The sequence below is a fragment of the Streptomyces sp. SudanB52_2052 genome (genome assembly GCF_964272415.1).
Lineage (GTDB): Bacteria > Actinomycetota > Actinomycetes > Streptomycetales > Streptomycetaceae > Streptomyces > Streptomyces olindensis.
Window position 1 is genome coordinate 2570780 of the sequence record NZ_OZ186796.1, and the last position, 23960, is coordinate 2594739.

General features: G+C 71.7%; 23 protein-coding genes and 1 riboswitch. Of the genes, 10 read left to right on the forward strand and 13 right to left on the reverse strand.

All coding sequences use genetic code 11. The annotated features are described in order from the left end of the window. Positions 1-143 precede the first annotated feature (143 nt). Positions 144-713: an NADAR family protein gene (locus tag ACSUPV_RS11070; protein ID WP_382614821.1), complete on the forward strand. Its 570-nt coding sequence runs from the start codon at positions 144-146 to the stop codon at positions 711-713. Positions 714-756: 43 nt separating this feature from the next. On the opposite strand, the gene ACSUPV_RS11075 is transcribed toward ACSUPV_RS11070, so the two are convergent. Both ACSUPV_RS11075 and ACSUPV_RS11080 read right to left on the reverse strand, forming a co-directional pair. Beyond that, complete coding sequence (locus tag ACSUPV_RS11075) at positions 757-1221, reverse strand: DUF4190 domain-containing protein (protein WP_037763826.1); 465 nt, start codon at positions 1219-1221, stop codon at positions 757-759. Positions 1222-1289: 68 nt separating this feature from the next. Continuing rightward, the gene (locus ACSUPV_RS11080) at positions 1290-1931 is read right to left on the reverse strand and encodes a DUF4190 domain-containing protein (RefSeq protein ID WP_037763829.1); all 642 of its coding nucleotides are present in this window, start codon (positions 1929-1931) and stop codon (positions 1290-1292) included. A gap of 212 nt (positions 1932-2143) precedes the next feature. Between ACSUPV_RS11080 and ACSUPV_RS11085 the strand changes: the two genes are divergently transcribed. Together ACSUPV_RS11085 and ACSUPV_RS11090 are read left to right on the forward strand one after the other, a co-directional pair. Then, a complete protein-coding gene (locus ACSUPV_RS11085) occupies positions 2144-3205 on the forward strand; it encodes an adenosine deaminase (protein WP_031120888.1) in 1062 nt (353 codons plus the stop codon). Continuing rightward, on the forward strand, positions 3202-3948 hold the full coding sequence (locus ACSUPV_RS11090) for a glycerophosphodiester phosphodiesterase (protein ID WP_037867807.1): 747 nt from the start codon (positions 3202-3204) through the stop codon (positions 3946-3948). The genes ACSUPV_RS11085 and ACSUPV_RS11090 overlap by 4 nt, the downstream gene beginning before the upstream one ends. Here ACSUPV_RS11090 and ACSUPV_RS11095 read toward each other — a convergent pair. After that, positions 3893-5527 (reverse strand): RNA polymerase sigma factor, encoded by a 1635-nt coding sequence (locus ACSUPV_RS11095; RefSeq protein ID WP_359794462.1) that lies wholly within the window; start codon positions 5525-5527, stop codon positions 3893-3895. The two genes, ACSUPV_RS11090 and ACSUPV_RS11095, sit on opposite strands and share 56 nt — an antisense overlap. Before the next feature lie 215 nt (positions 5528-5742). Beyond that, complete coding sequence (locus ACSUPV_RS11100) at positions 5743-7182, reverse strand: gamma-aminobutyraldehyde dehydrogenase (RefSeq protein ID WP_436947405.1); 1440 nt, start codon at positions 7180-7182, stop codon at positions 5743-5745. Between the two features lie 164 nt (positions 7183-7346). Here ACSUPV_RS11100 and ACSUPV_RS11105 point away from each other — a divergent pair, with 164 nt between their 5' ends. From ACSUPV_RS11105 to ACSUPV_RS11135, 7 genes are all read left to right on the forward strand, one after another. After that, positions 7347-7886 carry an Lrp/AsnC family transcriptional regulator gene (locus ACSUPV_RS11105; protein ID WP_037763841.1) on the forward strand — a complete coding sequence of 180 codons (540 nt, stop codon included), beginning with the start codon at positions 7347-7349 and terminating at the stop codon, positions 7884-7886. A 13-nt stretch (positions 7887-7899) separates the two neighbouring features. Further along, on the forward strand, positions 7900-9267 hold the full coding sequence (locus ACSUPV_RS11110; protein ID WP_037763843.1) for an aspartate aminotransferase family protein: 1368 nt from the start codon (positions 7900-7902) through the stop codon (positions 9265-9267). A gap of 220 nt (positions 9268-9487) precedes the next feature. After that, a complete protein-coding gene (locus ACSUPV_RS11115; protein ID WP_037763846.1) occupies positions 9488-10237 on the forward strand; it encodes an ABC transporter ATP-binding protein in 750 nt (249 codons plus the stop codon). Beyond that, a complete protein-coding gene (locus ACSUPV_RS11120; protein ID WP_436947406.1) occupies positions 10219-12036 on the forward strand; it encodes a hypothetical protein in 1818 nt (605 codons plus the stop codon). The genes ACSUPV_RS11115 and ACSUPV_RS11120 overlap by 19 nt, the downstream gene beginning before the upstream one ends. 121 nt (positions 12037-12157) lie before the next feature. Continuing rightward, the gene (locus ACSUPV_RS11125; RefSeq protein WP_031120899.1) at positions 12158-12565 is read left to right on the forward strand and encodes a VOC family protein; all 408 of its coding nucleotides are present in this window, start codon (positions 12158-12160) and stop codon (positions 12563-12565) included. A 25-nt stretch (positions 12566-12590) separates the two neighbouring features. Further along, positions 12591-13712, forward strand: coding sequence for an LOG family protein (locus ACSUPV_RS11130; protein ID WP_359790691.1), 1122 nt, complete (start codon positions 12591-12593; stop codon positions 13710-13712). 147 nt (positions 13713-13859) lie between these two features. Further along, on the forward strand, positions 13860-14573 hold the full coding sequence (locus ACSUPV_RS11135) for an LAETG motif-containing sortase-dependent surface protein (RefSeq protein WP_051851621.1): 714 nt from the start codon (positions 13860-13862) through the stop codon (positions 14571-14573). Between the two features lie 60 nt (positions 14574-14633). Here the strand turns inward: ACSUPV_RS11135 and ACSUPV_RS11140 are convergent, their stop codons facing one another. The 9 genes from ACSUPV_RS11140 to tsf form a co-directional block, all read right to left on the reverse strand. Continuing rightward, complete coding sequence (locus ACSUPV_RS11140) at positions 14634-15653, reverse strand: ABC transporter ATP-binding protein (protein ID WP_436947407.1); 1020 nt, start codon at positions 15651-15653, stop codon at positions 14634-14636. Next, positions 15654-17318: an ABC transporter permease gene (locus ACSUPV_RS11145; protein ID WP_436947408.1), complete on the reverse strand. Its 1665-nt coding sequence runs from the start codon at positions 17316-17318 to the stop codon at positions 15654-15656. Continuing rightward, a complete protein-coding gene (locus tag ACSUPV_RS11150; RefSeq protein WP_436949892.1) occupies positions 17294-18331 on the reverse strand; it encodes a thiamine ABC transporter substrate-binding protein in 1038 nt (345 codons plus the stop codon). The genes ACSUPV_RS11145 and ACSUPV_RS11150 overlap by 25 nt, the downstream gene beginning before the upstream one ends. A gap of 124 nt (positions 18332-18455) precedes the next feature. Next, positions 18456-18562, reverse strand: a riboswitch (TPP riboswitch). A gap of 24 nt (positions 18563-18586) precedes the next feature. After that, positions 18587-19693: a 23S rRNA (adenine(2503)-C(2))-methyltransferase RlmN gene (gene rlmN, locus ACSUPV_RS11155; RefSeq protein ID WP_436947409.1), complete on the reverse strand. Its 1107-nt coding sequence runs from the start codon at positions 19691-19693 to the stop codon at positions 18587-18589. A 69-nt stretch (positions 19694-19762) separates the two neighbouring features. Beyond that, on the reverse strand, positions 19763-20212 hold the full coding sequence (locus ACSUPV_RS11160; RefSeq protein ID WP_031120908.1) for an SRPBCC family protein: 450 nt from the start codon (positions 20210-20212) through the stop codon (positions 19763-19765). Positions 20213-20329: 117 nt separating this feature from the next. Next, a complete protein-coding gene (locus ACSUPV_RS11165) occupies positions 20330-21457 on the reverse strand; it encodes a phosphatidate cytidylyltransferase (protein WP_078650889.1) in 1128 nt (375 codons plus the stop codon). Then, positions 21457-22014, reverse strand: a complete 558-nt coding sequence (gene frr, locus ACSUPV_RS11170; RefSeq protein WP_031120910.1) for a ribosome recycling factor — start codon at positions 22012-22014, stop codon at positions 21457-21459. Before frr ends, ACSUPV_RS11165 begins: the two co-directional genes overlap by 1 nt. Positions 22015-22180: 166 nt before the next feature. Further along, positions 22181-22939, reverse strand: a complete 759-nt coding sequence (gene pyrH / locus ACSUPV_RS11175) for a UMP kinase (protein ID WP_010044452.1) — start codon at positions 22937-22939, stop codon at positions 22181-22183. A gap of 184 nt (positions 22940-23123) precedes the next feature. Beyond that, positions 23124-23960: a translation elongation factor Ts gene (gene tsf, locus ACSUPV_RS11180; protein WP_031120911.1), complete on the reverse strand. Its 837-nt coding sequence runs from the start codon at positions 23958-23960 to the stop codon at positions 23124-23126.

Sequence of the window (23960 nt, forward strand, 5' to 3'; positions counted from 1 at the left end):
GCCGATCCTGACAGAGGGATGGCACACCAACAAGGGATTCCGTTGTTGATTTTTGGTTACGCGACGGAATCTGTCGACCAGGTGTCGAGTCCGCCGGGAAAAGGCAGGACGCTGTGTCAGTGGTGCGTGCCAGACTCGCGTGCATGGAGAGGATCACGGGGGCGGCCGCCTCGCGGGAAGCCTTGATCGAGGCGGTCCGTGCGGGGGCCAGGGCCAAGTATCTGCACTTCTGGGGGCACCGGCCGCGGCCGGACGGCCGGATCGGGCCGAGCTGTCTGAGCCAGTGGTGGCCGTCGCCGTTCACGGTGGACGGCGTGGCGTACGCGACGGCCGAGCACTGGATGATGGCCGGCAAGGCCCGCCTCTTCGAGGACGCGGCGGCGGAGCGTGCCGTGCTGGCGGCCGGGCATCCCGCCGAGGCGAAGAAGGCCGGTCGGCTGGTGCGCGGGTTCGACGAGGCGATATGGGCCCGGGAGCGGTTCCGGATCGTCGTCGAGGGGTCCGTCCACAAGTTCGGCGCCCACCCGGACCTGCGGGAGTTCCTGCTGAGCACCGGCGACCGCGTGCTGGTCGAGGCGAGCCCCGTGGACCGCGTGTGGGGCATCGGGCTGGCCGCGGACGACGAGGCGGCGATGGACCCGCAGCGGTGGCGGGGGCCGAACCTGCTGGGGTTCGCGCTGATGGAGGCCCGGGAGCGGCTGCGCACGGCATGAGCGAGGGGCCGGCCCCGGGGCCGGCCCCCGTGTGGAGCTTCGTTCAGGCCGCCGCGCCGAGTCCGCCCATGATGCTGGCGAACAGCAGGAAGCCCAGCAGCGGCAGGATCACGGTCGCGATGATCCCGCAGACCAGGCCGGCGGTCGCCGCGCCCTTGTTGGTGGCCTCACCGCGGGTGGCCTTGCCGCGGCCGATGGCACCGAAGATGATCGCCAGGATGCCCAGGATCACGCCGAAGAACCACAGCAGGAAGGTCACGCTGCACACCACGCCGATGATGCCCAGCACCAGCCCGGTGGTCCCCATGCCGTTGCTCGGCTGCGGGGGTATCCCGTAGCCGGGGGCGTGCGCGTAACCCGCGGGCGGTGCGGCCGGGTAGCCGGGGCCGCCCTGCGGATAGCCGTAGCCGGGGCCGGACTGCTGCGGGTAGCCGTAGCCGGGGGCCGGCTGCTGCGGGGGCTGGGACGGCGGCCCGAACCCACCGGGCGGGGGGTTGGTGTTGGACATGGACGATCTCCCCTCGTTGTCAGACCAGGGAATCGTAGTGGCCAACTCCGGCGCGGCGTACGGGAGTTTCAGCGGTGGTACGCGGCGGTGGCCACCGGGGCCCGGGCGCCGTAGTACGGGTCGTCGTCGTACGGTTCGTCGCTGTTGATGGCGGCCGTGATGCCGACCGCGATCAGGACGATCACGGCGATGCCGAGGATGATCCCGATGATGCCCATGATCAGGCCCGCCTGGGCCTGGCCGTGGTTCGTGGCCACACCGGCCTCGGCGCGCTTGCGCCCCTTGATGCCGAAGACGACGGCGAGGACGCCGGTGACCAGGGAGACCACGCCGTAGAGGCAGAACAGCGTGCAGGAGACGATGCCGAGCACCATCGCCGCTATGCCCATGCCGTTCTGAGGGGCCACGGGCATGCCCGGCCAGCCGTAGCCGGGCCCGGCCTGGTAGCCGGCCCCGCCCTGGGGGTAGCCGGGGTAGCCGTAGCCGCCGGGGGCGACGGGCGGGGGCGGGACGGCACCTGCGCCGTCGAACTGCGGCGTGCCGGTGGGCGGGGTGAAGCCCGCGTTCGGCATCGAGGTGACCGTGGCCTGGTCGTGCACGGACGGCGGCCCCTGGGTGGGCGGCTGGTCCTTGTCGAGCGACGGCTTGTTCTCCGGGGGCGCCCACGGGTCGTGGCCGCCGCCTCCGCCGGGCTGCGTCGGGTCCGTCATCTGTGCATCCCCCCTGGGTCGATCGTGCCGCCATGCTACGGGGCCGTCCGGCGCGCGTCGCAGCGCGGGTGGGCGGAGCCGGCAGCGCGGCCCCACGGGCCCCGCGAGGGCGCTGCCCCACCACCTAGGATGAACCCGAGTCACCGATCAGCCGATCACCCGCGCCCGCCCGAGCCATGCTCCGGCCGGGGCGCCGTTCCGGGGAGGAACCCTTGACCGAGCATCTCGTCGACCCCCAGGCCCCGCGTGACCTGAAGGCATTCATCGCCGGACTGCCCAAGGCCGAACTGCACGTGCACCACGTGGGCTCCGCCTCCCCCCGGATCGTGTCCGAGCTGGCCGCCCGGCACCCCGACTCGAAGGTGCCGACCGACCCCGCGGCCCTGGTCGACTACTTCACGTTCACCGACTTCGCGCACTTCATCGACGTGTACCTGTCGGTCGTCGACCTGATCCGCACCCCGGAGGACGTCCGGCTGCTGACCTACGAGGTGGCCCGGGACCTGGCCCGGCAGCAGGTGCGGTACGCCGAGCTGACCATCACGCCGTTCTCGTCCACGCGGCGCGGCATCGACGAGCGTGCCTTCATGGACGCGATCGAGGACGCCCGCAAGGCCGCCGAGGCCGAGTTCGGGACGGTGCTGCGCTGGTGCTTCGACATCCCCGGCGAGGCGGGCCTGGAGGCCGCCGAGGAGACGACCCGGCTCGCCACCGACGACCGGCTGCGCCCCGAGGGCCTGGTCTCCTTCGGGCTCGGCGGGCCCGAGGTCGGCGTGCCCCGGCCGCAGTTCAAGCCCTACTTCGACCGCGCGATCGCGGCCGGGCTGCACTCCGTGCCGCACGCCGGCGAGACCACCGGCCCCGAGACGGTCTGGGACGCGCTGACGCACCTGCGGGCCGAGCGCATCGGGCACGGCACCAGCTCCGCGCAGGACCCGAAGCTGCTCGCGCACCTCGCCGAGCACCGGATCCCGCTGGAGGTGTGCCCGACCTCCAACATCGCCACGCGCGCGGTCCGCACCCTCGACGAGCACCCGATCAAGGAGTTCGTGAAGGCGGGGGTCGTCGTCACGATCAACTCCGACGACCCGCCGATGTTCGGCACGGACCTGGAGAACGAGTACGCGGTCGCCGCCCGGCTCCTCGACCTCGACGAGCGGGGCCTGGCCGACCTGGCGAAGAACGCCGTCGAGGTGTCCTTCCTGGACGAGGCCGGCAAGGCCGGGATCAAGGGCGAGATCGACACGTACACCGCGGGGTGGCTCGACCGGTGACGTCCCCTGCGCAGCGCCCCGGGCGGGCCGTGACCGCCGTGGCCCACCGGGGAGACCCCTACCGCGTCCGCGAGAACACCGTGGCCTCGCTCAGGTCCGCGCTCGCCCGGGGCGCCGACGCGGTGGAGATCGACGTACGGCTCACCCGGGACGGCGTGCCGGTACTGCTGCACGACGCGACGCTCAAGCGGCTCTGGGAGCACGAGCGGCCGGTGCTCGCGCTGTCCTTCGACGAGGTGCGCGGGCTGACCGGCGGCGGGGTGCCGACCCTGACGGAGGCGCTGGCCGCGGCCGACGGGCACCGGGTGATGATCGACCTGCCCGGCTCGCCCGACGTGCGGGCGGTGCGCCGGGTCACGGACGCCGTCCGGGAGGCCGGGGCGGCGGACCGCGTCTACTACTGCGCGGGCGCCGACGCCATGCTCGCCGTACGCGCGGCGGACCCGGACGCCGAGATCGCCCTCACCTGGACGACACTGGCCCCGCCACGGCCCGTGTTGCTGGAGGCGATCCGCCCGCGCTGGCTCAACTACCGGTTCCCGCTGGTGGACCGCGCGCTCGCCGACCGCGTCCACCGCGACGGCTACCTGCTGTCGGTCTGGACCCCCGACACCCGCCGCTCCATGCGCCGGCTCCTGGCCACGGGCGTGGACTCGATCACGACCAACCGCGTCGACGTGCTGTGCGCTACACGCGCGAGCGCTGCGGCACCGTCGCCGGATCGGCCGGGGTCGAGCGGGTGACGTACTGCGGCACCGGCGCGCTGTCCGTGCCGGTGTCGCGGACGAGGCCGTAGCGGATCGCGCCCTGCTCGGGCCCCTCGTTGACGTCCTTGTCCACGGCCTCCCAGCTCGACGGGAACACGGTCAGGCCGTAGTCGCAGCCCCGCTCGTTCTGGGTGAGGGTGACGGTGCCGTCGAGGTAGAAGTACTCGTTCTGCCACATCTGCTGGGTGCCGGGCGGCAGGACGGCCCAGCCGATGGCGGGGCCGCCCATGCCGGTGGCGTAGCCGTTCGGGGCGCCGGGCAGCGGGTCGTCCATCCGGCGCCAGCCGCCGGACGCCACGTGGAACAGCCTGCCCTTCAGGCCGGTCCAGCTGGGCATGACCAGTGCGCCCGGCCGGGACTTGGGCGAGATCTGCCAGCGGACCAGGACGTAGCCCTGCCCGGTGAGCGTCACGCTGTCGCCGCGGTGCTGCATGACCGCCTTCGGTCCGCCGGTGCTGATGAGGCCGGACTCGGGGCGGCGCGGCAGCGCGGCGGGCCGGGCGTCCGGGTCGGGGGCGCGGTCGACGGCGTCGACGACCGTGCCGTACGGGTCGGCCTTCTTCGTCACCGACGGCGAGGGCTCGGGGGCGGGCGGGGCGGAGGACGGCGGTCGTTCCGAGGTGGCCGTCGCGGTGGGGGTGACCGCGGCCCGGGGCGGCGGGGCGTCCGGCGGCTGGGTGACGACGTAGGCGCCGCCGGCGACGATCGTCGCCCCCGCCGTCATCGCGACGGCCGGCTTGGTGAGCGCGCCCAGCAGCTTGGCGGACCAGCCGGCGGACGTGGCGGCCACGGCCGTCTTCCCGCCGAAGGCGAGCGACAGCGTGAACCCGACCGGCAGCGGGACCAGGGCGATGCCGACGAGGAGGCGTTCCGCCGGTACGACGGACTCGGGGGTGTCGCCGCAGTAGCCGCAGCCGCGGATGTGCCGGGCGAGCCGCTTGCGCCACACCGAGTCGGGCCTGCCGTCCCAGCGGCCGGTCAGTTCGCGCAGGTCGGGGCAGGCGCCGTCCAGGGCGCGGACGATGCCGCGCGAGGTCTCCAGACGCTCCTTCATCCGCTGGACGCGCACGGCGGCGTGCTGCCGGGTGATGCCGACGGCGGCGGCCAGCTCGCGCCGGGTCAGTTCGCCCGCGACCTCCAGCCACCACAGCGACAGCAGCTGCCGGTCCTCGTCGTCCAGCCACCGCGCCGCCTCGGCGACCTCGCGCCGCTGGCCCTCCAGCTGGAGGCGGAGCACGGTCAGTTCGGCGAAGTCGGCGGCGGGTGCCTCCGGAAGCGGGTCCGCCGTCCGGCGCCGGGCCCGGTCCCGGATCTGCCGCATGGCGATCGCCACCAGCCAGGACCGGAAGCTGTCGGGGTCGCGCAGCGAGCCGAGGTTGTCGACCGCGCGCAGCATGGTCTCCTGGACGACGTCGTCGACGTCGGCGTGGCCGTTCAGGGCCCGGCCCACGATGTTGTAGACCAGCGGCAGCCAGCCCGCGACCAGCTCGTCCAGCGCCTGCCGGTCGCCGGACTGCGCCGCCGTGATGGTGGCGCGCCAGTGCTGACTGTCCACGGTGCCCTCTCGACGCCTGGGTTCACTGATGTTCCGCACGCACCCTCTCAGCCGGTACCGGGGTCCTCGCCATGTCGGGGATCACATGTGCGGAGACGGTGGAGAGTCTGCGGGGATAACAGTTTTTGCGCACCGGGGTCTCCGGGCGCCCCGGACGCACGAGCGGCCCCGGACGGAGAGGAACCGTCCGGGGCCGCTCGGCAGTGCGGGGAGGGTTACGCGTCCAGCGACGTCATCACGTGCTTGATCCGCGTGTAGTCGTCGAAGCCGTACGCCGACAGGTCCTTGCCGTAGCCGGACTTCTTGAAGCCGCCGTGCGGCATCTCCGCGACCAGGGGGATGTGCGTGTTGATCCACACGCAGCCGAAGTCGAGCTTCTTGCTCATCCGCATGGCGCGGCCGTGGTCCTTGGTCCACACGGAGGAGGCGAGGGCGTACTCCACGCCGTTGGCCCACTCCACCGCCTGGTCCTCGTCGCGGAAGGACTGCACGGTGATGACCGGGCCGAAGACCTCCTTCTGGATGATCTCGTCGTCCTGCTTCAGGCCCGAGACGACGGTCGGCGCGTAGAAGTAGCCCTTGTCGCCGACCCGCTTGCCGCCGGTCTCCACGCGCGCGTGCGCGGGCAGCCGGTCGATGAAGCCCTCGACCTGCTTGAGCTGGTTGGGGTTGTTGAGCGGCCCGTAGAGCACGTCCTCGTCGTCCGGCTGCCCGGTCTTCGTCTCGGCGGCGGCCTTCGACAGCGCGGAGACGAACTCGTCGTGGATGGACTCGTGAACGAGCACGCGCGTGGCGGCCGTGCAGTCCTGGCCGGCGTTGAAGTAGCCCGCGACCGAGATGTCCTCGACGGCCTTGGCGATGTCGGTGTCCTCGAAGACCACGACCGGCGCCTTGCCGCCCAGCTCCAGGTGGACGCGCTTGACGTCCTTGGAGGCGGACTCGGCGACCTGGATGCCCGCCCGCACCGAGCCGGTGATGGAGGCCATCGCCGGGATCCCGTGCTCGACCATCATGCGGCCGGTCTCGCGGTCGCCGCAGATGACGTTGAAGACGCCCTTCGGCAGGATCCCGCCGAGGATCTCCGCGATCAGGACGGTGGAGGCCGGGGTGGTGTCGGACGGCTTCAGCACGACCGTGTTGCCCGCCGCGATCGCCGGGGCGAACTTCCACACGGCCATCATCATCGGGTAGTTCCACGGCGCGACCTGCGCGCAGACCCCGACCGGCTCACGGCGGACGATGGAGGTGAGGCCCTCCATGTACTCGCCGGCCGAGCGGCCCTCCAGCATCCGCGCCGCACCCGCGAAGAAGCGGATCTGGTCGACCATCGGCGGGATCTCCTCGGAGCGGGTCAGCCCGACCGGCTTGCCCGTGTTCTCCACCTCGGCCGCGATCAGCTCCTCGGCGCGCTCCTCGAAGGCGTCCGCGATCTTCAGCAGGGCCTTCTGGCGCTCGGCGGGCGTGGTGTCGCGCCAGCCGGGGAAGGCCTCGGCGGCCGCCGCCATCGCGGCGTCCACGTCCGCCTGCCCGGACAGCGGAGCGGTCGCGTACGCCTCGCCCGTCGCGGGATTGACCACCTCGGTGGTCCGTCCGTCGGCGGCGTCCCGGAACTCACCGCCGATGTAGTTGCGCAGACGACGCAGCTCGGTGCTCACTGCCGGCCCTCCAGTTCGGATGTCCAGTACTTGAGACACCCACCCTAGTCGGCCGACCCACGTTTTCAACACCCCCGCTCCCATCGTTCATGCGGAATCCGCAGCACTGGACGATGAAAACAACGGATTTCATCGATCACGGCTTGCGGAAGTGTCGAGACCTCGTGCACAGTGACCTCGTGGCCAGTCGAAGCGCAGACCAGAAGGACTCGCGGGAGCACCGCGAGCCCTCCCGAGAGTCCAGGAACGGCAGCTCGCCCCAGCTGGACGCCGTCTCCCTCGCCATCATCGAGCAGCTCCAGGAGGACGGCCGCCGGCCGTACGCCGCCATCGGCAAGGCCGTGGGCCTGTCCGAGGCGGCCGTGCGCCAGCGCGTCCAGAAGCTGCTCGACCAGGGCGTGATGCAGATCGTCGCCGTCACGGACCCGCTCACCGTGGGCTTCCGCAGACAGGCGATGGTCGGCGTCAACGTCGAGGGCGACGTGGAGTCGGTCGCCGACGCGCTGACGGCCATGTCCGAGTGCGAGTACGTGGTGATGACCGCGGGCTCCTTCGACCTGATGGTGGAGATCGTCTGCGAGGACGACGACCACCTCCTGGACGTCATCAACAAACGCATCCGGGCCGTCCCAGGAGTGCGCTCCACCGAGAGCTTCGTCTACCTGAAGCTCAAGAAGCAGACCTACATGTGGGGAACCCGATAACCGTGAGGACCCGATAGCCGTGAGCAAGGACCTCTCCCAGTCCGCGTACGACCACCTGTGGATGCACTTCACGCGAATGTCGTCGTACGAGAAGGCCCCCGTCCCCACCATCGTCCGGGGCGAGGGCACGTACATCTACGACGACCAGGGCAAGCGCTACCTGGACGGCCTCGCCGGCCTGTTCGTGGTGCAGGCCGGGCACGGCCGCGTCGAGCTGGCCGAGACCGCCTTCAAGCAGGCGCAGGAGCTGGCGTTCTTCCCCGTGTGGTCCTACGCCCACCCCAAGGCGATCGAGCTCGCCGAGCGCCTGGCCCACCACGCGCCGGGCGACCTGAACAAGGTCTTCTTCACGACCGGTGGCGGCGAGGCCGTCGAGACCGCCTGGAAGCTCGCCAAGCAGTACTTCAAGCTGGTCGGCAAGCCCACCAAGCACAAGGTGATCTCCCGGGCGGTCGCCTACCACGGCACCCCGCAGGGCGCCCTGTCCATCACCGGCCTGCCGGGCCTGAAGGCCCCGTTCGAGCCGCTGGTGCCGGGCGCGCACAAGGTCCCGAACACCAACATCTACCGCGCCCCGCTCTTCGGCGACGACCCGGAGGCCTTCGGCCGCTGGGCCGCCGACCAGATCGAGCAGCAGATCCTCTTCGAGGGCCCGGACACGGTCGCCGCGGTCTTCCTGGAGCCGGTGCAGAACGCGGGCGGCTGCTTCCCGCCCCCGCCCGGCTACTTCCAGCGGGTCCGCGAGATCTGCGACCGGCACGACGTGCTGCTCGTCTCGGACGAGGTCATCTGCGCCTTCGGCCGCCTGGGCACGTACTTCGCCTGCGACAAGTTCGACTACGTCCCGGACATGATCACCTGCGCCAAGGGCATGACCTCGGGCTACTCCCCGATCGGCGCCTGCATCATCTCCGACCGCCTGGCCGAGCCGTTCTACCAGGGCGACAACACCTTCCTGCACGGCTACACCTTCGGCGGCCACCCGGTCTCCGCGGCCGTGGGCCTGGCCAACCTCGACCTGTTCGAGCGCGAGAACCTCAACCAGCACGTCCTGGACAACGAGGGCAACTTCCGCGCCACCCTGGAGAAGCTCCACGACCTGCCGATCGTCGGCGACGTCCGCGGCAACGGCTTCTTCTACGGCATCGAGCTCGTCAAGGACAAGGCCACCAAGGAGTCCTTCGACGCCGACGAGACCGAGCGCGTCCTGTACGGCTTCCTCTCCAAGAAGCTGTACGAGAACGGCCTGTACTGCCGGGCCGACGACCGCGGCGACCCGGTCGTCCAGCTCGCCCCGCCGCTGATCTCGGACCAGTCGACGTTCGACGAGATCGAGCAGATCCTGCGGGCCACCCTCTCGGAGGCGTGGACCAAGCTCTGACCGGCCGACGCGCCCCGCGTCGCTCCGATCGTCTGCCTGGATGATCAACACCGGCCCCGGTGCCGCCCGTTCGAGTGAGAAACGGCGGCCCGGGGCCGCGTGCTGTCCGGAGCCGAGCCGCCTTTCTGCCTAGCGTGCCCAGTGACCGATCGGCCCTGCCTTCGTTCCCCCGCACGGGGGATGGCACGGGAACTACGGATCTGAACCGAGGTGTACGCCCATGGAGGCCCCGCCGGACAACGACGTGCTCTGGGCACGTGCCCTGCACTTCCAGCACGACGACGGCTCGCCCGCGCTCTGCGGCGTCTCGCTCGGCGTCCGCGAGGGCGAGATCCTCGCCGTCAGCGGCCCGCGCGGCAGCGGCAAGACGACCCTGCTGCGGTGCCTGTCCGGCCTGGTGCCCGTGCGGCGCGGCGAGGTCTGGTTCAACAGCGTGCCCGTGCACACCATGGGCCCGCTCACCCGGGAACGGCTGCGCCGCGACCGCTTCGGCTGGATCGACCCGGCCCCCTCGCTGGTCCCGGAGCTCAACGCCTGGGAGAACACGGCCCTGCCGCTGATGCTGCGCGGCACCAGCCGGCGCCGCGCCAAGACGGCCGCGCTGGAGTGGCTGGAGCGCCTGGACATCGGCGACGGCGCCCGCAAGCGCCCGCACCAGCTGGTCCAGGCCGAGCGCCAGCGCGTCTGCATCGCCCGCGCGCTCGCCCCCGCCCCCTCGGTGCTGTTCGCGGACGAGCCCACGGCCCCGCTGCACCGCGCCGACCGCGCCCACGTCCTGCGCACCCTCACCACGGCGGCCCGCTCCCACGGCATCACCGTCGTGCTGGCCACCCACGACGCGGAGACCGCGGCCCTCGCCGACCGCACGGTGTCGTTGCTCGACGGGCGGCGCGTGCAGACGGTGCACCTGCCGCCGGTCGCCGAGACCACCGAGCCGGAAGGCCGGGCCGCGTGCTCGCTCTCCGTCTGACCCGCGGCGCCCACCCCGCCGTCCAGCTGCGCCGCCTCCTGGTCGCGGCGGCCTCGGCGGGCACGAGCTTCCTGGTGCTGTGCACCCTGGGCCACGCCCTCGGGCACCCCGGCACCACCGGCGAGTCCCTGACGCGTCTGGCCTGGTGCGCGGCCCCGCTGGCCGCCACGATCTACTTCGCCGTCGCGGTGGCCCGCACCGACCCCGCCACGCAACCCCGACCCGGCCTCTCCGCGATCGGCCTCGGCCCGCTGCGCCTGCTGGTCGTCTCGGCGGCGACGACGGCCCTGTCCTGCACGCTCGGCTCCATGCTGGCCCTGCTCGTCTTCCTGCACCTGCGGGGCGATCTGTCGGGCCTGCCCTTCGACGGGGCGGCCGCCGGGCCCCTCGCCTCCGGCCGGCCCCTGCCGCTGGCGGGCACCTTGACGCTGCTGGCGATCGTCCCCGTCGGCGCGTCGGCGGCCGTGGCGCTGGCGCTGCGGCCGCGGGAGACCGGACCGGCGGCGCCCCGGGCGTCCCGGACGTACGGCCGCTTCGGCGCGTACCGCCGCGACAGCAAGCGCGAGACCTTCGGGGTGTACGGCCGGTTCGGACGGCAGAACGTCCGGCCCGCGCACGGCGGCTCCACCGGCTCGGCGTCGCAGGGCAGCCCTCCGCAGGCCCGCACCGGCGAACCTGCCTCGGTGACGACCGTCGCCCGCACCCCCACCCCGACCGACACCGACACCGGCTCCGGCTCCGGCTCCGGCTCCGGCTCCGGCTCCGGCTCCGGCTCCGGCTCCGGCGGCACGGTGAGCGCGCTCGCGGATCCCGCGGCCCGCGACACGGTGAGTGCGGTGATCCCGTACGGCGACCCGGCCCGCCACCCGGCGGAGCCGGACTCGGGGGGCTCCGCCCGGCCCGACGGTGATCCCGTACGGCACCCGGCGGCGCCCGACCCCGGCGGCTCCGACGGCGCCCCGGCCCGGCACCCGGCGCCGTCCGCCCCCGAGCACCCCGACGACGGCCCGACCCGGGATCCGCTGAACACCGCCCACCCCACCCGGCCTTCGCAGGCGCCGGACCCGGTGAGCGCGCCCCGCCCCGACGGGACGCCCGCCCAGCGGTCCGCCCCGAGTCCGGCCGCAGCGCGTGGCGCCGACGACCCCGCCGCCCTCGCGGCGGCCCTGCCGGACCCGCCCGGCACCAGCGGCTCCCCCACCACCGCCCCGACCGGTCTCCCCTGGGGCATCACCCTGCTGGCCGCGGGCCTCGCCGTGGAGACCTACACGAGCCGCACCGCCCCGACCGCCCCCGACCTCACCTTCTCCGGCGCGTCCCCCGGCGTCCTGGCGGGCTGGGCGCTGGCCGCCGTCGGCCTGGCCCTGGCCGGCCCGGGCCTGACGCACCTGTGCGGACGGCTCCTCCAGTCGGCCCGCCCCGGCGCGCTGCGGCTGCTGGCCGGGCGCATCCTCATGGCCGAGGCCCGCCGCATCGGCCGTCCCCTGGGCGTCGTCAGCGCGGTCCTGTCGGCCGCGTGGGCCATGGCACTGCTGCACCTCCCGGACGGACTGTCGCTCGGCCCGCTCACCACCCTCGGCGTGCTCGTCGTGACCGGATGCACCGTGGGCACGCTCCTCACGGCCGCCGTCGAGGCCCGGCAGGCCCGGGCCGACATCACCGCCGCGCTGCTGCGCCTCGGCGCCCCCGCGACGATGCTGCGCGGCGCCGCCGCCCTGCGCGCGGGCGCCCTGCTCGCCCTGTTCGGCCCGCTCACCCTGACGGTCGCCGAGTTGGCGGCACTGCCGCTGGCCCGCTGAAGCGCGCCGGAGCCCGCCGGAAAAAACCCGTGCAAAAAAAATCTCCGAACACCGATGAGTTCCGCGCCGTACCCAGGTCTATCCCCGCGTAACGACACGGACCCGATGGGAGAGACCCCGCATGTACCAGCAGATGATCTTCGTGAACCTGTGCGTCAACGACCTCGACGCCTCCAAGAAGTTCTTCACGGAGCTCGGCTACTCGATCAACGAGCAGTTCAGCGACGAGTCGACCGCCTCGGTCGTCATCAGCGACACCATCGTCGTGATGGTGCACACCAAGGACAAGTACGCGCAGTTCACGAAGAAGGCGATCGCGGACGCGACGAAGACCAGCGAGGTGCTGATCGCGCTGAGCGCCGAGAGCCGCGAGAAGGTCGACGAACTGGTCGAGAAGGCGGTCGCGGCGGGCGGCTCCCTCAGCGGCGAGACCCAGGACCACGGCTTCATGTACGGCCGCGCCTTCGACGACCCGGACGGCCACACCTTCGAGGTCGTGTGGATGGACCCGTCGGCCGTCGAGGGCTGAGACGTGGCTGTGCCAGCATGGGCGGGTGCAGACGATGCCCGCCCATGCGGCCCACCACGACGACCGTGAGATCGAGACGCTCGAGGAGTTCGACGCCACCGTCTCGGCGCGCGGCACACTCGCCGGCCACCGCGTCCAGGCCGTCGACCTGACGGACCGCACGCGCGAACTGCTCGGCACGGACACCGCGGGCGCGGTCTTCCTCGGCTGCGCGATGCGTGAGGAAGCGGCCGCGAAGGTCCGCGCCGACGGCGCCCTGGTCTTCCCGCCCGTCCCCGACCTGCCCTTCGACCCGTACCGCGGCCACGTCTACGCGCCGGACGAGCTCTTCGCGTCGCTCGCGGACGGCTACGAGGCCACCCCCGACGCGCAGGCGTACGCCTGGTTCCAGCGCACCAAGGCCGACCGGGACATCTACGCCTCCATGCTGCGCTCGGTCCACGACGACTCCGTCTCCGACGCCCTCGACGAACTCCTGTCCGGCGCCCGGGTGGTGGGCGTGATGGGCGGTCACGCGATGGCCCGCGGCACCCAGGAGTACGCCGGTGCCGCGCGACTCGGCCGCGAGCTGGCCCGGGCCGGTTTCACGGTCGCCACCGGAGGCGGCCCGGGCGCGATGGAGGCGGCGAATCTCGGCGCGTACGCCGCCCCGTTCGGCGACGACATGCTCACCGAGTCGCTCGAACTGCTCGCCAAGGCACCGCGCTTCACCCCGTCGATCACCCAGTGGGCGACGGCCGCCTTCGAGATACGCGGCCGCTGGCCGCAGGGCGGCCGTTCCGTCGGCATCCCGACCTGGTTCTACGGCCACGAACCGCCGAACGCCTTCGCGTCCCACATCGCCAAGTACTTCGCCAACGCCACCCGCGAGGACGGCCTGCTGGCCCGGTCCAACGCGGGTGTGGTGTTCCTGCCCGGCGCCGCCGGGACCGTTCAGGAGATCTTCGACAACGCCACGCCCAACTACTACGAGTCGCGCGGCGAGCCGACGCCCATGGTGCTCGTGAACCGGGCGCACTGGACGGAGAAGCTGCCGACGTGGCCGCTGCTGCGGTCGCTGGCCAGGGGACGGTCGATGGAGGCGCGGATCGCGCTGGTCGACCGGATCGAGGAGGCGCCCGAGGCGTTGAAACGTCTCGGCGGTTAATAAGCTGGCAAAGCAACTGCTTGCATCCTGCATATGCGTTGACACTACTTATGCGGCGCTTATAGACCTGGGAGCCTCCCGGTAGTGCTGATGTCCAGTCAACACTGCCTCCACCCCCCGCATTTGCGCATCCCGTAAAGGACAAACGTGGCAGTTCTGTCCGTATCCCGCCGTACGACTCGGCGCCGCACCGTCGCCCGTTCCGTGCGGATCCTCGGTGTCGCCTCGGCCTCGGCCGCCCTCGCACTCGGTGCCGCCGGCAACGCGCTCGCCTGCAACATCAACGAGTTCTCCGCCGAGGCGAAGTGCGACGGTGACAAGGGCGTCATCACCGTCACCGACGTGGACCCCGCCGGCATCCCGGCGACCGTCACCGTGTACCTGGAGAACAACGGCGCCGACGTGAAGAAGGTCGGCGAGCAGGTGGTCAAGGGCTCCCGCGAGGGCACCACCATCACCTTCGCCGAGAACTGGAAGCCGAACGCCGAGTACCGCATCCACGTCAAGGCCACCCCGTACGTCGACGAGGACATCAAGCCGAACCTCGTCACCCCGGCCACGGCCTGCAAGAAGGAGGAGGAGCCCCCGGCTTCGACTCCGCCGGCCACGCCGACCCCGTCGGCCTCCCCGTCGAAGCCCGCCGAGGACACCGACACCCCGGCTCCGGCGCCGTCGGAGAGCGAGAGCAGCACACCGGCGGGCAACGCGCCCGCCCCCGCGGCCGGTGAGTCGAACCTCGCCGAGACCGGTGCCGACTCCAACACCGGCATCATCGCCGGCATCGCGGCGGCCCTGGTCGTCGTCGGTGGCGGTGCGGTGTTCTTCGGCATGCGCCGCCGTGGGGCGAAGAGCGACAGCTGACGCCCCCGCACGCCGTTACGTGGCCTGTCCCCGATCCCCGGGGGCGGGCCACGTCCCGTCTCAGCCGAGCACGACGGTCTCGGCCGCGTCGAACTCCACCCCGACCTCGCCCCCGACCTCCGGCGCGGACCGCAGCGCGCAGGCCGCCTCCAGGCGCGGGGCTTCCTCCGGCTGGAGGTGGACGGCCACGTGGGTGCCCTTGAAGGTGCGGGCGGTGACCGTGCAGCGCAGCCCGGCGTCGGCGGACACCAGGCGCACCCCGGCGGGCCGGACGAGCAGGGTCCGTGTGCCCTGCGGGGCCCCCTCGGGCACGGGCACCTTGCCCCACGGCGTGTCCGCCGCCTCCGCCCCGACGGTCGCCTCGACGACGTTCTCGAAGCCGAGGAAGCGGGCCACGAACGCGTCGGCGGGCCGCTGCCACACCTCCAGGGGCGTACCGGACTGGGCGATCCGCCCGTCCCGCATCACCACGACCCGGTCGGCCAGCGCGAAGGCCTCCCCCTGGTCATGGGTCACGGCGAGCACGGTCGTGCCCAACCGGCCGAACAGTTCCTTGAGTTCGACGACGAGCCGCTCCCTGAGCGACCGGTCGAGCTGGCCCAGCGGCTCGTCCAGCATCAGCAGCCGGGGGCTCGGCGCCAGGGCCCGGGCCAGCGCGACCCGCTGCTGCTCCCCGCCGGACAGCGCGGCGACGGACCGGCGGGCCGCGCCCGGCAGCCCGACGAGGTCCAGCAACTCCTGGACGTGCTCGGCCTGTTGCCGCTTCGGCGCCCCGTGCATGCGCAGCCCGAAGGCGACGTTGCCGCCCACGTCCCGCTGCGGGAACAGCTGGTGGTCCTGGAACATCAGTCCGACGCCCCGCCGGTGCGCGGGCACGCCCGCCTGGTCCCGCCCGTCGAGCGACACCCGCCCGGAGTCGAGCGGCTGCAGCCCGGCCACCACCCGCAGCAGGGTCGACTTGCCGCTGCCGCTGGGCCCGAGCACGCACACGATCTCGTGCTCGGCGACCTCCAGATCGACGGCGTCCAGCACGGCCCGCCCGCCGAAACGGACCGTCGCGCCCCGCAGACTCAGCAGCATCTAGAACTCCCCGGTCCGGTCCGTCCGCAGCCTCTCCAGTACCAGCAGGGCCACGGCGCACACCACCATCAGAATCGTCGACAGGGCCATCGCCTGCCCGTAGTTGAGGTCCCCGGGCCGCCCCAGCAGCCGGGCCACGGCCACCGGCAGCGTCGGGTTGTCGGGCCGCGCGATGAACACCGTCGCCCCGAACTCCCCGAGCGACACGGCGAAGGCGAACCCGGCCGCGATCAGCAGGGCCCGCCGGACCATCGGCAGGTCCACCTCCCGCCACACCCGCGAGGGCGAGGCCCCCAGCACCGAGGCCGCCTCCCGCAGCCGTACGTCCACGGCCCGCAGCACGGGCAGCATCGTCCGGACCACGAACGGCACCCCGACCAGGGCCTGCGCGAGCGGCACGAGGATCCAGGAGGACCTCAGGTCCAGCGGCGGCTCGTCCAGCGCGATCAGGAACCCGAAGCCGACGGTCACCGCGGACACCCCGAGCGGCAGCATCAGCAGCGCGTCGAAGCCGCGCACGAACCGCCCGGCGTCCCGGCGGGTGAGCGCGACGGCGGCGAGGGAGCCGATCACGACGGCGATGGCCGTGGCGGCGACGGCGTACGACAGGGAGTTGCCGATCGCCTCGATCGGCGGGACGAGGAACACTCCCCCGTCGTCGCTGGTCAGCGCCCGGTAGTAGCCGAAGCCGGGCGCGTCAAGGGACCGCTGCACCAGTACGGCCAGGGGCAGCAGGAGCAGCACCACGACGGTGACCAGGACCCCGGCCAGCAGCGTCCACTGCCCGGCGCCGCGCGGCCGGCGCGCGGTCCCGGCGGCGTCCACCAGCCGCAGCGCGGTCTCCCGCCGCCGCACGGTCCAGGCGTGCAGGGCGAGGATCGCCCCCACGGCCACGAACTGGATCAGCGTCAGCACGGCCGCCGTGGACAGGTCGAAGATCTCGGACGTCTGCCGGTAGATCTCCACCTCCAGGGTGGAGAAGGTGGGCCCGCCGAGGATCTGGACGACGCCGAAGGAGGTGAAGGTGAACAGGAAGACCATGAGCGCGGCGGCGGCCACGGCCGGTGCCAGCGCCGGGAGCGTGACCCGCCGCCAGGCCTTCAGGGGTGACGCCCCGAGCATCCGCGCGGCCTCCTCCTGCCGCGGGTCGAGCTGCGCCCACAGCCCCCCGACCGTCCGGACGACGACCGCGTAGTTGAAGAAGACGTGTGCGAGCAGGATCGCCCACACCGTGGTGTCCAGCCGTACGCCCCACAGCTCGTCGAGCAGCCCGCCGCGCCCGACCAGCGCCAGGAACGCCGTACCGACGACGACCGTCGGCAGTACGAACGGCACGGTCACCACCGCCCGCAGCACCTGCTTGCCCGGGAAGTCGAAGCGCGCGAAGACATACGCGCCGGGCAGGGCGACGATCAGGGTGAGCGCGGTGGAGACGAGCGCCTGCCAGGTGGTGAACCACAGGACGTGCCGGACGTCGGACTGCGCCAGCACCTCCCCGATCCGCCCGAGGTGCCAGACCCCGTCGACCTTCAGGCCGCGCGCGACGATCGCGGCGACCGGATAGGCGAAGAAGACCGCGAAGAACGCGACGGGCACGGCCAGCAGACCGAACCGCGCCGCCGCGCCCCGCCGCCGGACGGCTACTTCAGGACGAGTGAGGTCCACGCCTTGACCCACTGGTCACGGTGGTCGGCGATCTTCGCCGGGTCCATGGTCTCGGGATCCTTCGCCTGCGGCCCGTACTTCGCGAACTCGGGCGGCACCTGGGCGCCCTCGGTCACCGGGTACACGAACATGTTGAGCGGCATGTCCTGCTGGAACCGCTCGCTGATCAGGAAGTCGAGGAAGGCCTTGCCGCCCTTGGTGTTCTTCGCGTTGCTCAGCAGCCCCGCGTACTCGACCTGCCGGAAGCAGGTGCCCTCGGCGACCCCGGTCGGGGCGGCGGTGGGCTTCGGGTCGGCGTACAGCACCTCGGCGGGCGGCGAGGAGGCGTACGACACGACGAGCGGCCGGTCGCCCTTGGCCTTCTTGCCGCTGCTGGAGCCGGAGAACTCCTCGTTGTAGGCCTGCTCCCAGCCGTCGACGACCTTCACGCCGTTGGCCTTGAGCTTCTTCCAGTAGCCCTCCCAGCCGTCGTCGCCGTACTTCGCGGCGGTGCCGAGCAGGAAGCCGAGACCGGGCGAGGAGGAGGCGGCGTTCTCGGTCACGAGGAGGTTCTTGTACTGCGGCTCGACCAGGTCGTCGAAGCTGCGCGGCGGTTCGATCTTGTGGTCGGCGAAGTACTTCTTGTCGTAGTTGACGCAGATGTCGCCGGTGTCGACGGGCGTGACGCGGTGCTTGTCCTGATCGGCCCGGTACTCGGCCTTGATCCGCTCCGATCCCTTCGCCTCGTACGGCTGGAACAGGCCGTTGTCGAGGGCGCGGGACAGCAGGGTGTTGTCGACGCCGAAGAAGACGTCGCCCTGCGGGTTGTCCTTGGTCAGGACGGCCTTGTTCACGGCCTGCCCGGCGTCGCCGTCCTTGAGGACGCGGACCTTGTAGCCGGACTCCTTCTCGAAGGCCGCGATGACGTCCTCGGACGCGGCCCACGAGTCGTGGCTGACGAGCGTGACGGTCTTGGAGTCGCCGGCCTCCTGGGAGCCGTCGGACGACCCGCACGCGGACAGCGTGCCGACCATGCCGAGCCCGACGGCCACCGCCGTCAGCCGCTTGATGTTGATGCTCACTGGATTCCTCCTGGAGTGACCAGGAGAAGACGCGGCCCTGCCCGGGACTTCCGGGGTCCCGGGCAGGGCGCAACAGCTCGAGTGGTGACCGATCTCCCTACCCAGAATGACCTGGGCCAGGTTCGGAGGGTCTGCGGCCGTGTGCCGCACTCTCAGCGCTGTGGCGCTCCCCTGTCGGAATATGAAGGTGTATGTACGACGGTCAGACTACCGTTCGGTGGCCGCGAGCTGACCACACGCCCCGTCGATCTCCTGTCCACGGGTGTCCCGGATCGTCACCGGCACACCATGCGCGGCGATGGCCTCCACGAACGCCTTCTCGTCCTCGGGCCGCGAGGCGGTCCACTTCGACCCGGGCGTCGGGTTGAGCGGAATCAGGTTCACGTGCACGGGCTTGCCCTTGAGCAGCCGTCCGAGCCGGTCACCCCGCCACGCCTGGTCGTTGATGTCCCGGATCAGCGCGTACTCGATCGACAGCCGCCGCCCGGACTTGGCGCTGTACTCGAAGCCCGCGTCCAGCACCTCCCGCAGCTTCCACCGCGTGTTCACGGGCACGAGGGTGTCGCGCAGCTCGTCGTCGGGCGCGTGCAGCGAGATCGCCAACCGGCACTTGAAGCCCTCGTCGGCGAACCGGTGGATGGCCGGCACCAGACCGACGGTGGACACGGTGATCCCGCGCTGCGACAGGCCGACGCCGTCGGGCTCGGGGTCGGTGAGCCGCCGGATGGCGCCGACGACCCGGTTGTAGTTCGCGAGCGGCTCGCCCATGCCCATGAACACGATGTTGCTGAGCCGCGCGGGGCCGCCGGGGACCTCCCCGTCGCGGAGGGCCCGCATCCCGTCCACGATCTGGTGGACGATCTCGGCGGTGGACAGGTTCCGGTCCAGGCCCGCCTGCCCGGTCGCGCAGAACGGGCAGTTCATGCCGCATCCCGCCTGCGAGCTGATGCACATGGTCACCCGGTCCGGGTAGCGCATCAGCACCGACTCGACGAGCGTCCCGTCGAACAGCCGCCACAGCGTCTTGCGGGTGGTGCCCTGGTCGGTCGACAGATGCCGCACGACGGTCATCAGCTCGGGCAGCAGCGCCTCCTGCAACCGCCCCCGGGCACCGGCCGGGATGTCGGTCCACTGCTCCGGATCGTGCGCGTACCGCGCGAAGTAGTGCTGCGAGAGCTGCTTGGCGCGAAACGGCTTCTCCCCGACAGCGGCGACGGCCTCCTTGCGCTCGGCAGGAGTGAGGTCGGCGAGATGCCGCGGCGGCTTCTTGGCTCCGCGCGGGGCGACGAATGTGAGTTCTCCGGGCTTAGGCATGGCTCAACCAGTGTCGCAGATCGTTCACGGTGGCCCGTGCCCCGCCTGCGGCACCGGGAGTGAGAGCGCCTACTCGCCCGTGTGCTCCAGCCGGTCCTTGAGGAGCTGCTCGTTACGCGGGAGTTCCTTGCGAACCTGGGGGCGGACGACGAAGGGGACGAGGACCTTGCCCATGCCGTGGCCCTCGAAGTCGACCTCGATCGTCACGTGGGAGCGGCGGCCCTCGTCGAACGGCTCGACCTCGCCGTGGACCCGTGCCCGGACGGGGCCGTCGATCCCGCGCAGGCCCCAGCTGTGCGGCGGGTCGTACTCGGTGACCTCCATGGTCATCGGCATCGTGCGACGACCGATGTGCCGGGTGACCCGGACCTTGGAGCCGATGCCGACGGGCCCCTCGTCGAGGCGCTCCGCGGACACGGCGCTCAGCTGCCACTCCGGCATGCGCGGGGTGTCCATGACGTAGTCGTAGACGTCCGTGGGAGCGCGGTCGACATCGATGGACTGTCGAATGGCGGACATGATGACCCCCTTTGCGGCGTACACCTGAATCGTCCCACTCCGCGAAGCCCGCCGCCTCCCCGAGAAAGACGGCGAGCCCCCGCCGTGGTGGACGGGGGCTCACCGGGGCGGATCCGCTCAGCCGGATCCCACGAAGAGCACGAGCAGCAGCCACACCACGGGGGCCGTGGGCAGCAGCGAGTCGAGCCGGTCCATGATGCCGCCGTGGCCCGGCAGCAGCGTGCCCATGTCCTTGATGCCGAGGTCCCGCTTGATCATGGACTCGCCGAGGTCGCCGAGCGTGGCGCTGACCGCGACCGCGAGGCCCAGCAGCAGGCCCTGCCACCAGGCACCGTCGTCGATGAGGAACTCCAGGCACAGCGCGCCCACGACCATGGCGAAGGCGACCGCGCCGAGCAGGCCCTCACGGGTCTTGCCGGGGCTGATGCGCGGGGCGAGCTTGGTCCGGCCGAAGCGCCAGCCGACGGCGTAGGCACCGGTGTCGCTGACGACCGTCAGCAGCAGGAAGGTGAGCACCCGCTGCGGCCCGTCGTCCGCGGTCAGCATCATCGCGACGAACGTCGCCAGGAACGGCACGTAGAACGCCGCGAAGACGCCCGCCGTGACGTCCCTGAGGTAGTTCTCCGGCGGTTCCGTCATGCGCCAGACCAGCACGGCCAGTGCGGTGAGCGCCATGGCGACCCAGGCGCCCTCGGCGCCCCGGACGTACCCGGCGACGACCATCGCGGCACCGCCGAGCGCGAGCGGCACGAGGGGCGCCCGGATGCCCTTGCGCTCCTCCAGCCGCTTGGTCAGTTCCCACAGGCCCACCACGACGGCGACCGCGACGACGCCGACGAACACGGCCTTGACGACGAACAGCGACGCGACGATCACCGCGCCGAGGCCGACCCCCACCCCTATCGCGGCGCTCAGGTCGCGACCCGCGCTCTTCTTCTGCGGCTTGGGTGCCGGCTGCGAGGCGTCGGGCATGGGCTCCGGATTCGTGTCGTTCCGGACCGGAGGGCCGCTGCGCCGAGCGGCCCCTCGGTCGTCATCCTGGTTTTCGCCGTATGCGGCCACGTCGGGCACGATGGGCATGGGCCGAGTCTGAGGCGCGTCATGCGCATCGTATGCGGGACCCGCCGGGGCGGCCCCTTGGACGTGCCCCTGGCCGGGGGTGTGGACCTGCCCGTGGCCATGCGGGTGGTCGGCGGGCCCCCAGTACCCGGCCTGTGGCGGCGCCCCCCAGGAAGAGTCGTTCATCAGACCTCGAGCAGCTCCGCTTCCTTGTGCTTCAGGAGCTCGTCCACCTGCGCGACGTACTTCGCGGTGGTGTCGTCGAGCTCCTTCTCCGCACGGCGGCCCTCGTCCTCGCCGACCTCGCCGTCCTTGATCAGCTTGTCGATGGCGTCCTTGGCCTTGCGGCGCACGGAGCGGATGGAGACCTTGGCGTCCTCACCCTTGCTCTTGGCGACCTTGATGTACTCGCGGCGGCGCTCCTCGGTCAGCTCGGGGAACACCACCCGGATGATGTTGCCGTCGTTGCTCGGGTTGACGCCCAGGTCGGAGTCGCGGATGGCCTGCTCGATGTTGCGCAGCGCGCTCTTGTCGAACGGCGTGACCACGGCCATGCGCGGCTCGGGCACCGAGAACGAGGCCAGCTGGTTGATCGGGGTCGGCGCGCCGTAGTAGTCGGCCACGATCTTGTTGAACATCGCCGGGTGCGCACGGCCGGTGCGGATCGCGGCGAAGTCCTCCTTGGCGACCACGACGGCCTTCTCCATCTTCTCCTCGGCCTCGAGGAGGGTCTCTTCGATCACCACTTGCTCCTGCGTGTCTTGAGTAGGCCCGGCTGCGGTTCCATGTGGGGCGGCGGCCGGCTGCGTCGCGTCTTCTTCCTGCACGGTTCCCGACCGGCAGGACATTGTCCATCCCCCGGCCCGGCTCCGTCCCGTCCGTCCCCCGGACGGGGTTGTTCTCGGGGTGTCAGTCCCGGCTGCCGGGGTCCCCCACCAGCGTGCCGATCTTCTCACCCTTGACGGCGCGTCCGATGTTGCCCTCCGCGAGCAGCTCGAAGACCACGATCGGGAGCTTGTTGTCGCGGCACAGCGTCACGGCCGTGGCGTCGGCGACCTTCAGGTCGCGGGTGATGACCTCGCCGTAGCCGAGGTGGTCGAACTTCACGGCGTCCGGGTTGGTCTTCGGGTCGGAGTCGTAGACCCCGTCCACGCCGTTCTTGCCCATCAGCAGCGCCTCTGCGTCGATCTCCAGGGCGCGCTGGGCGGCGGTGGTGTCGGTGGAGAAGTACGGCATGCCCATACCGGCGCCGAAGATCACCACGCGGCCCTTCTCCAGATGGCGTACGGCGCGCAGCGGGATGTAGGGCTCGGCGACCTGGCCCATGGTGATGGCGGTCTGCACGCGGCAGTCCACGCCCACCTTCTCCAGGAAGTCCTGGAGGGCCAGGCAGTTCATGACGGTGCCGAGCATGCCCATGTAGTCGGAGCGGGCCCGGTCCATGCCGCGCTGCTGGAGTTCGGCGCCGCGGAAGAAGTTGCCGCCGCCGATGACGACCGCGATCTGCGCGCCGTCGCGTACGACGGCCGCGATCTCGCGGGCGATCTTGTGCACCACGTCGGGGTCGACGCCCAGGCCGCCACCGCCGGAGAAGGCCTCTCCGGACAGCTTCAGCAGAAACCGGCCGCGTACTTTGCCGTCGTCGCTCTTCTGGGCCTTGGTGGTCATGGGGGATCCCGCCTCTTTCACGTGGTGCGCATACGAGGAAGGCCATTGCCGGTGGGGCGTGTTTCGCATCCCATACGGCAATGGCCTCCTCGTCAGATCTGCTGTCGTCCGTCACCCCTGTGACGGCGTACGCGGACGACTGCTGTCGACCCTATCGGGGTCGGGCGTCGATCGCGGTACGGACTCAGATGCCGACCTTGATGCGCGTGAAGCGCTTCAGGGTGACACCGGCCTCGTCCAGGATCTTCTGGACGGACTTCTTGTTGTCGAGCGCGTACGGCTGGCCGAGCAGCGTGGCGTCCTTGAAGAAGCCGTTGAGGCGACCCTCGACGATCTTCGGGAGGGCGGCCTCGGGCTTGCCCTCGGCGCGGGTGGTCTCCTCGGCGACGCGGCGCTCGGACTCGACGACCTCGGCCGGCACGTCCTCCTTGGAGAGGTACTTCGGCGCGAAGGCGGCGATGTGCTGGGCGACGCCCTTGGCGATCTCGGCGTTCGGCTTGTCCAGCTCGACGAGGACACCGATCTGCGGGGGCAGGTCGGGCATCGTGCGGTGCATGTACGCGGTGACGTAGCCGTCGGCGAACTGCGCGAAGCGGTCCAGGACGATCTTCTCGCCCAGGTTGGCGTTGGCCTCGTCGACGAACGCCTGGACGGTCTTGCCGGCCTCGATCTCGGAGGCGAGCAGGGCCTCCAGGTCGGCCGGGGAGGTCTTGGCGACGTGCTCGGCGATGGCGGTGGCCACGGCCTGGAACTTCTCGCCCTTGGCGACGAAGTCCGTCTCGCACTTCAGCTCGACGAGGACACCGGAGGAGTTGTCGTCGGCGATGATCGAGACCACGGCGCCGTTCTCGGCGGAGCGGCCCTCGCGCTTGGCGACGCCCTTCTGGCCCTTGATGCGGAGCGCCTCGACGGCCTTCTCGACGTTGCCCTCGGCCTCGTCCAGCGCCTTCTTGCAGTCCATCATGCCGGCGCCCGTGAGCTCGCGGAGCTTCTTGACGTCGGCGGCGGTGTAGTTCGCCAT

Excerpts from the sequence above, each read along its gene's own strand:
- ACSUPV_RS11150 (WP_436949892.1), bottom strand. The coding sequence starts at position 18,331 with ATGGTCGGCACGCTGTCCGCGTGCGGGTCGTCCGACGGCTCCCAGGAG.
- ACSUPV_RS11115 (WP_037763846.1), top strand. The coding sequence starts at position 9,488 with ATGGAGGCCCCGCCGGACAACGACGTGCTCTGGGCACGTGCCCTGCAC.
- tsf (WP_031120911.1), bottom strand. The coding sequence starts at position 23,960 with ATGGCGAACTACACCGCCGCCGACGTCAAGAAGCTCCGCGAGCTCACG.
- ACSUPV_RS11080 (WP_037763829.1), bottom strand. The coding sequence starts at position 1,931 with ATGACGGACCCGACGCAGCCCGGCGGAGGCGGCGGCCACGACCCGTGG.
- ACSUPV_RS11070 (WP_382614821.1), top strand. The coding sequence starts at position 144 with ATGGAGAGGATCACGGGGGCGGCCGCCTCGCGGGAAGCCTTGATCGAG.
- ACSUPV_RS11125 (WP_031120899.1), top strand. The coding sequence starts at position 12,158 with ATGTACCAGCAGATGATCTTCGTGAACCTGTGCGTCAACGACCTCGAC.
- rlmN (WP_436947409.1), bottom strand. The coding sequence starts at position 19,693 with ATGCCTAAGCCCGGAGAACTCACATTCGTCGCCCCGCGCGGAGCCAAG.
- ACSUPV_RS11075 (WP_037763826.1), bottom strand. The coding sequence starts at position 1,221 with ATGTCCAACACCAACCCCCCGCCCGGTGGGTTCGGGCCGCCGTCCCAG.
- pyrH (WP_010044452.1), bottom strand. The coding sequence starts at position 22,939 with ATGACCACCAAGGCCCAGAAGAGCGACGACGGCAAAGTACGCGGCCGG.
- ACSUPV_RS11160 (WP_031120908.1), bottom strand. The coding sequence starts at position 20,212 with ATGTCCGCCATTCGACAGTCCATCGATGTCGACCGCGCTCCCACGGAC.
- ACSUPV_RS11140 (WP_436947407.1), bottom strand. The coding sequence starts at position 15,653 with ATGCTGCTGAGTCTGCGGGGCGCGACGGTCCGTTTCGGCGGGCGGGCC.
- ACSUPV_RS11165 (WP_078650889.1), bottom strand. The coding sequence starts at position 21,457 with ATGAACGACTCTTCCTGGGGGGCGCCGCCACAGGCCGGGTACTGGGGG.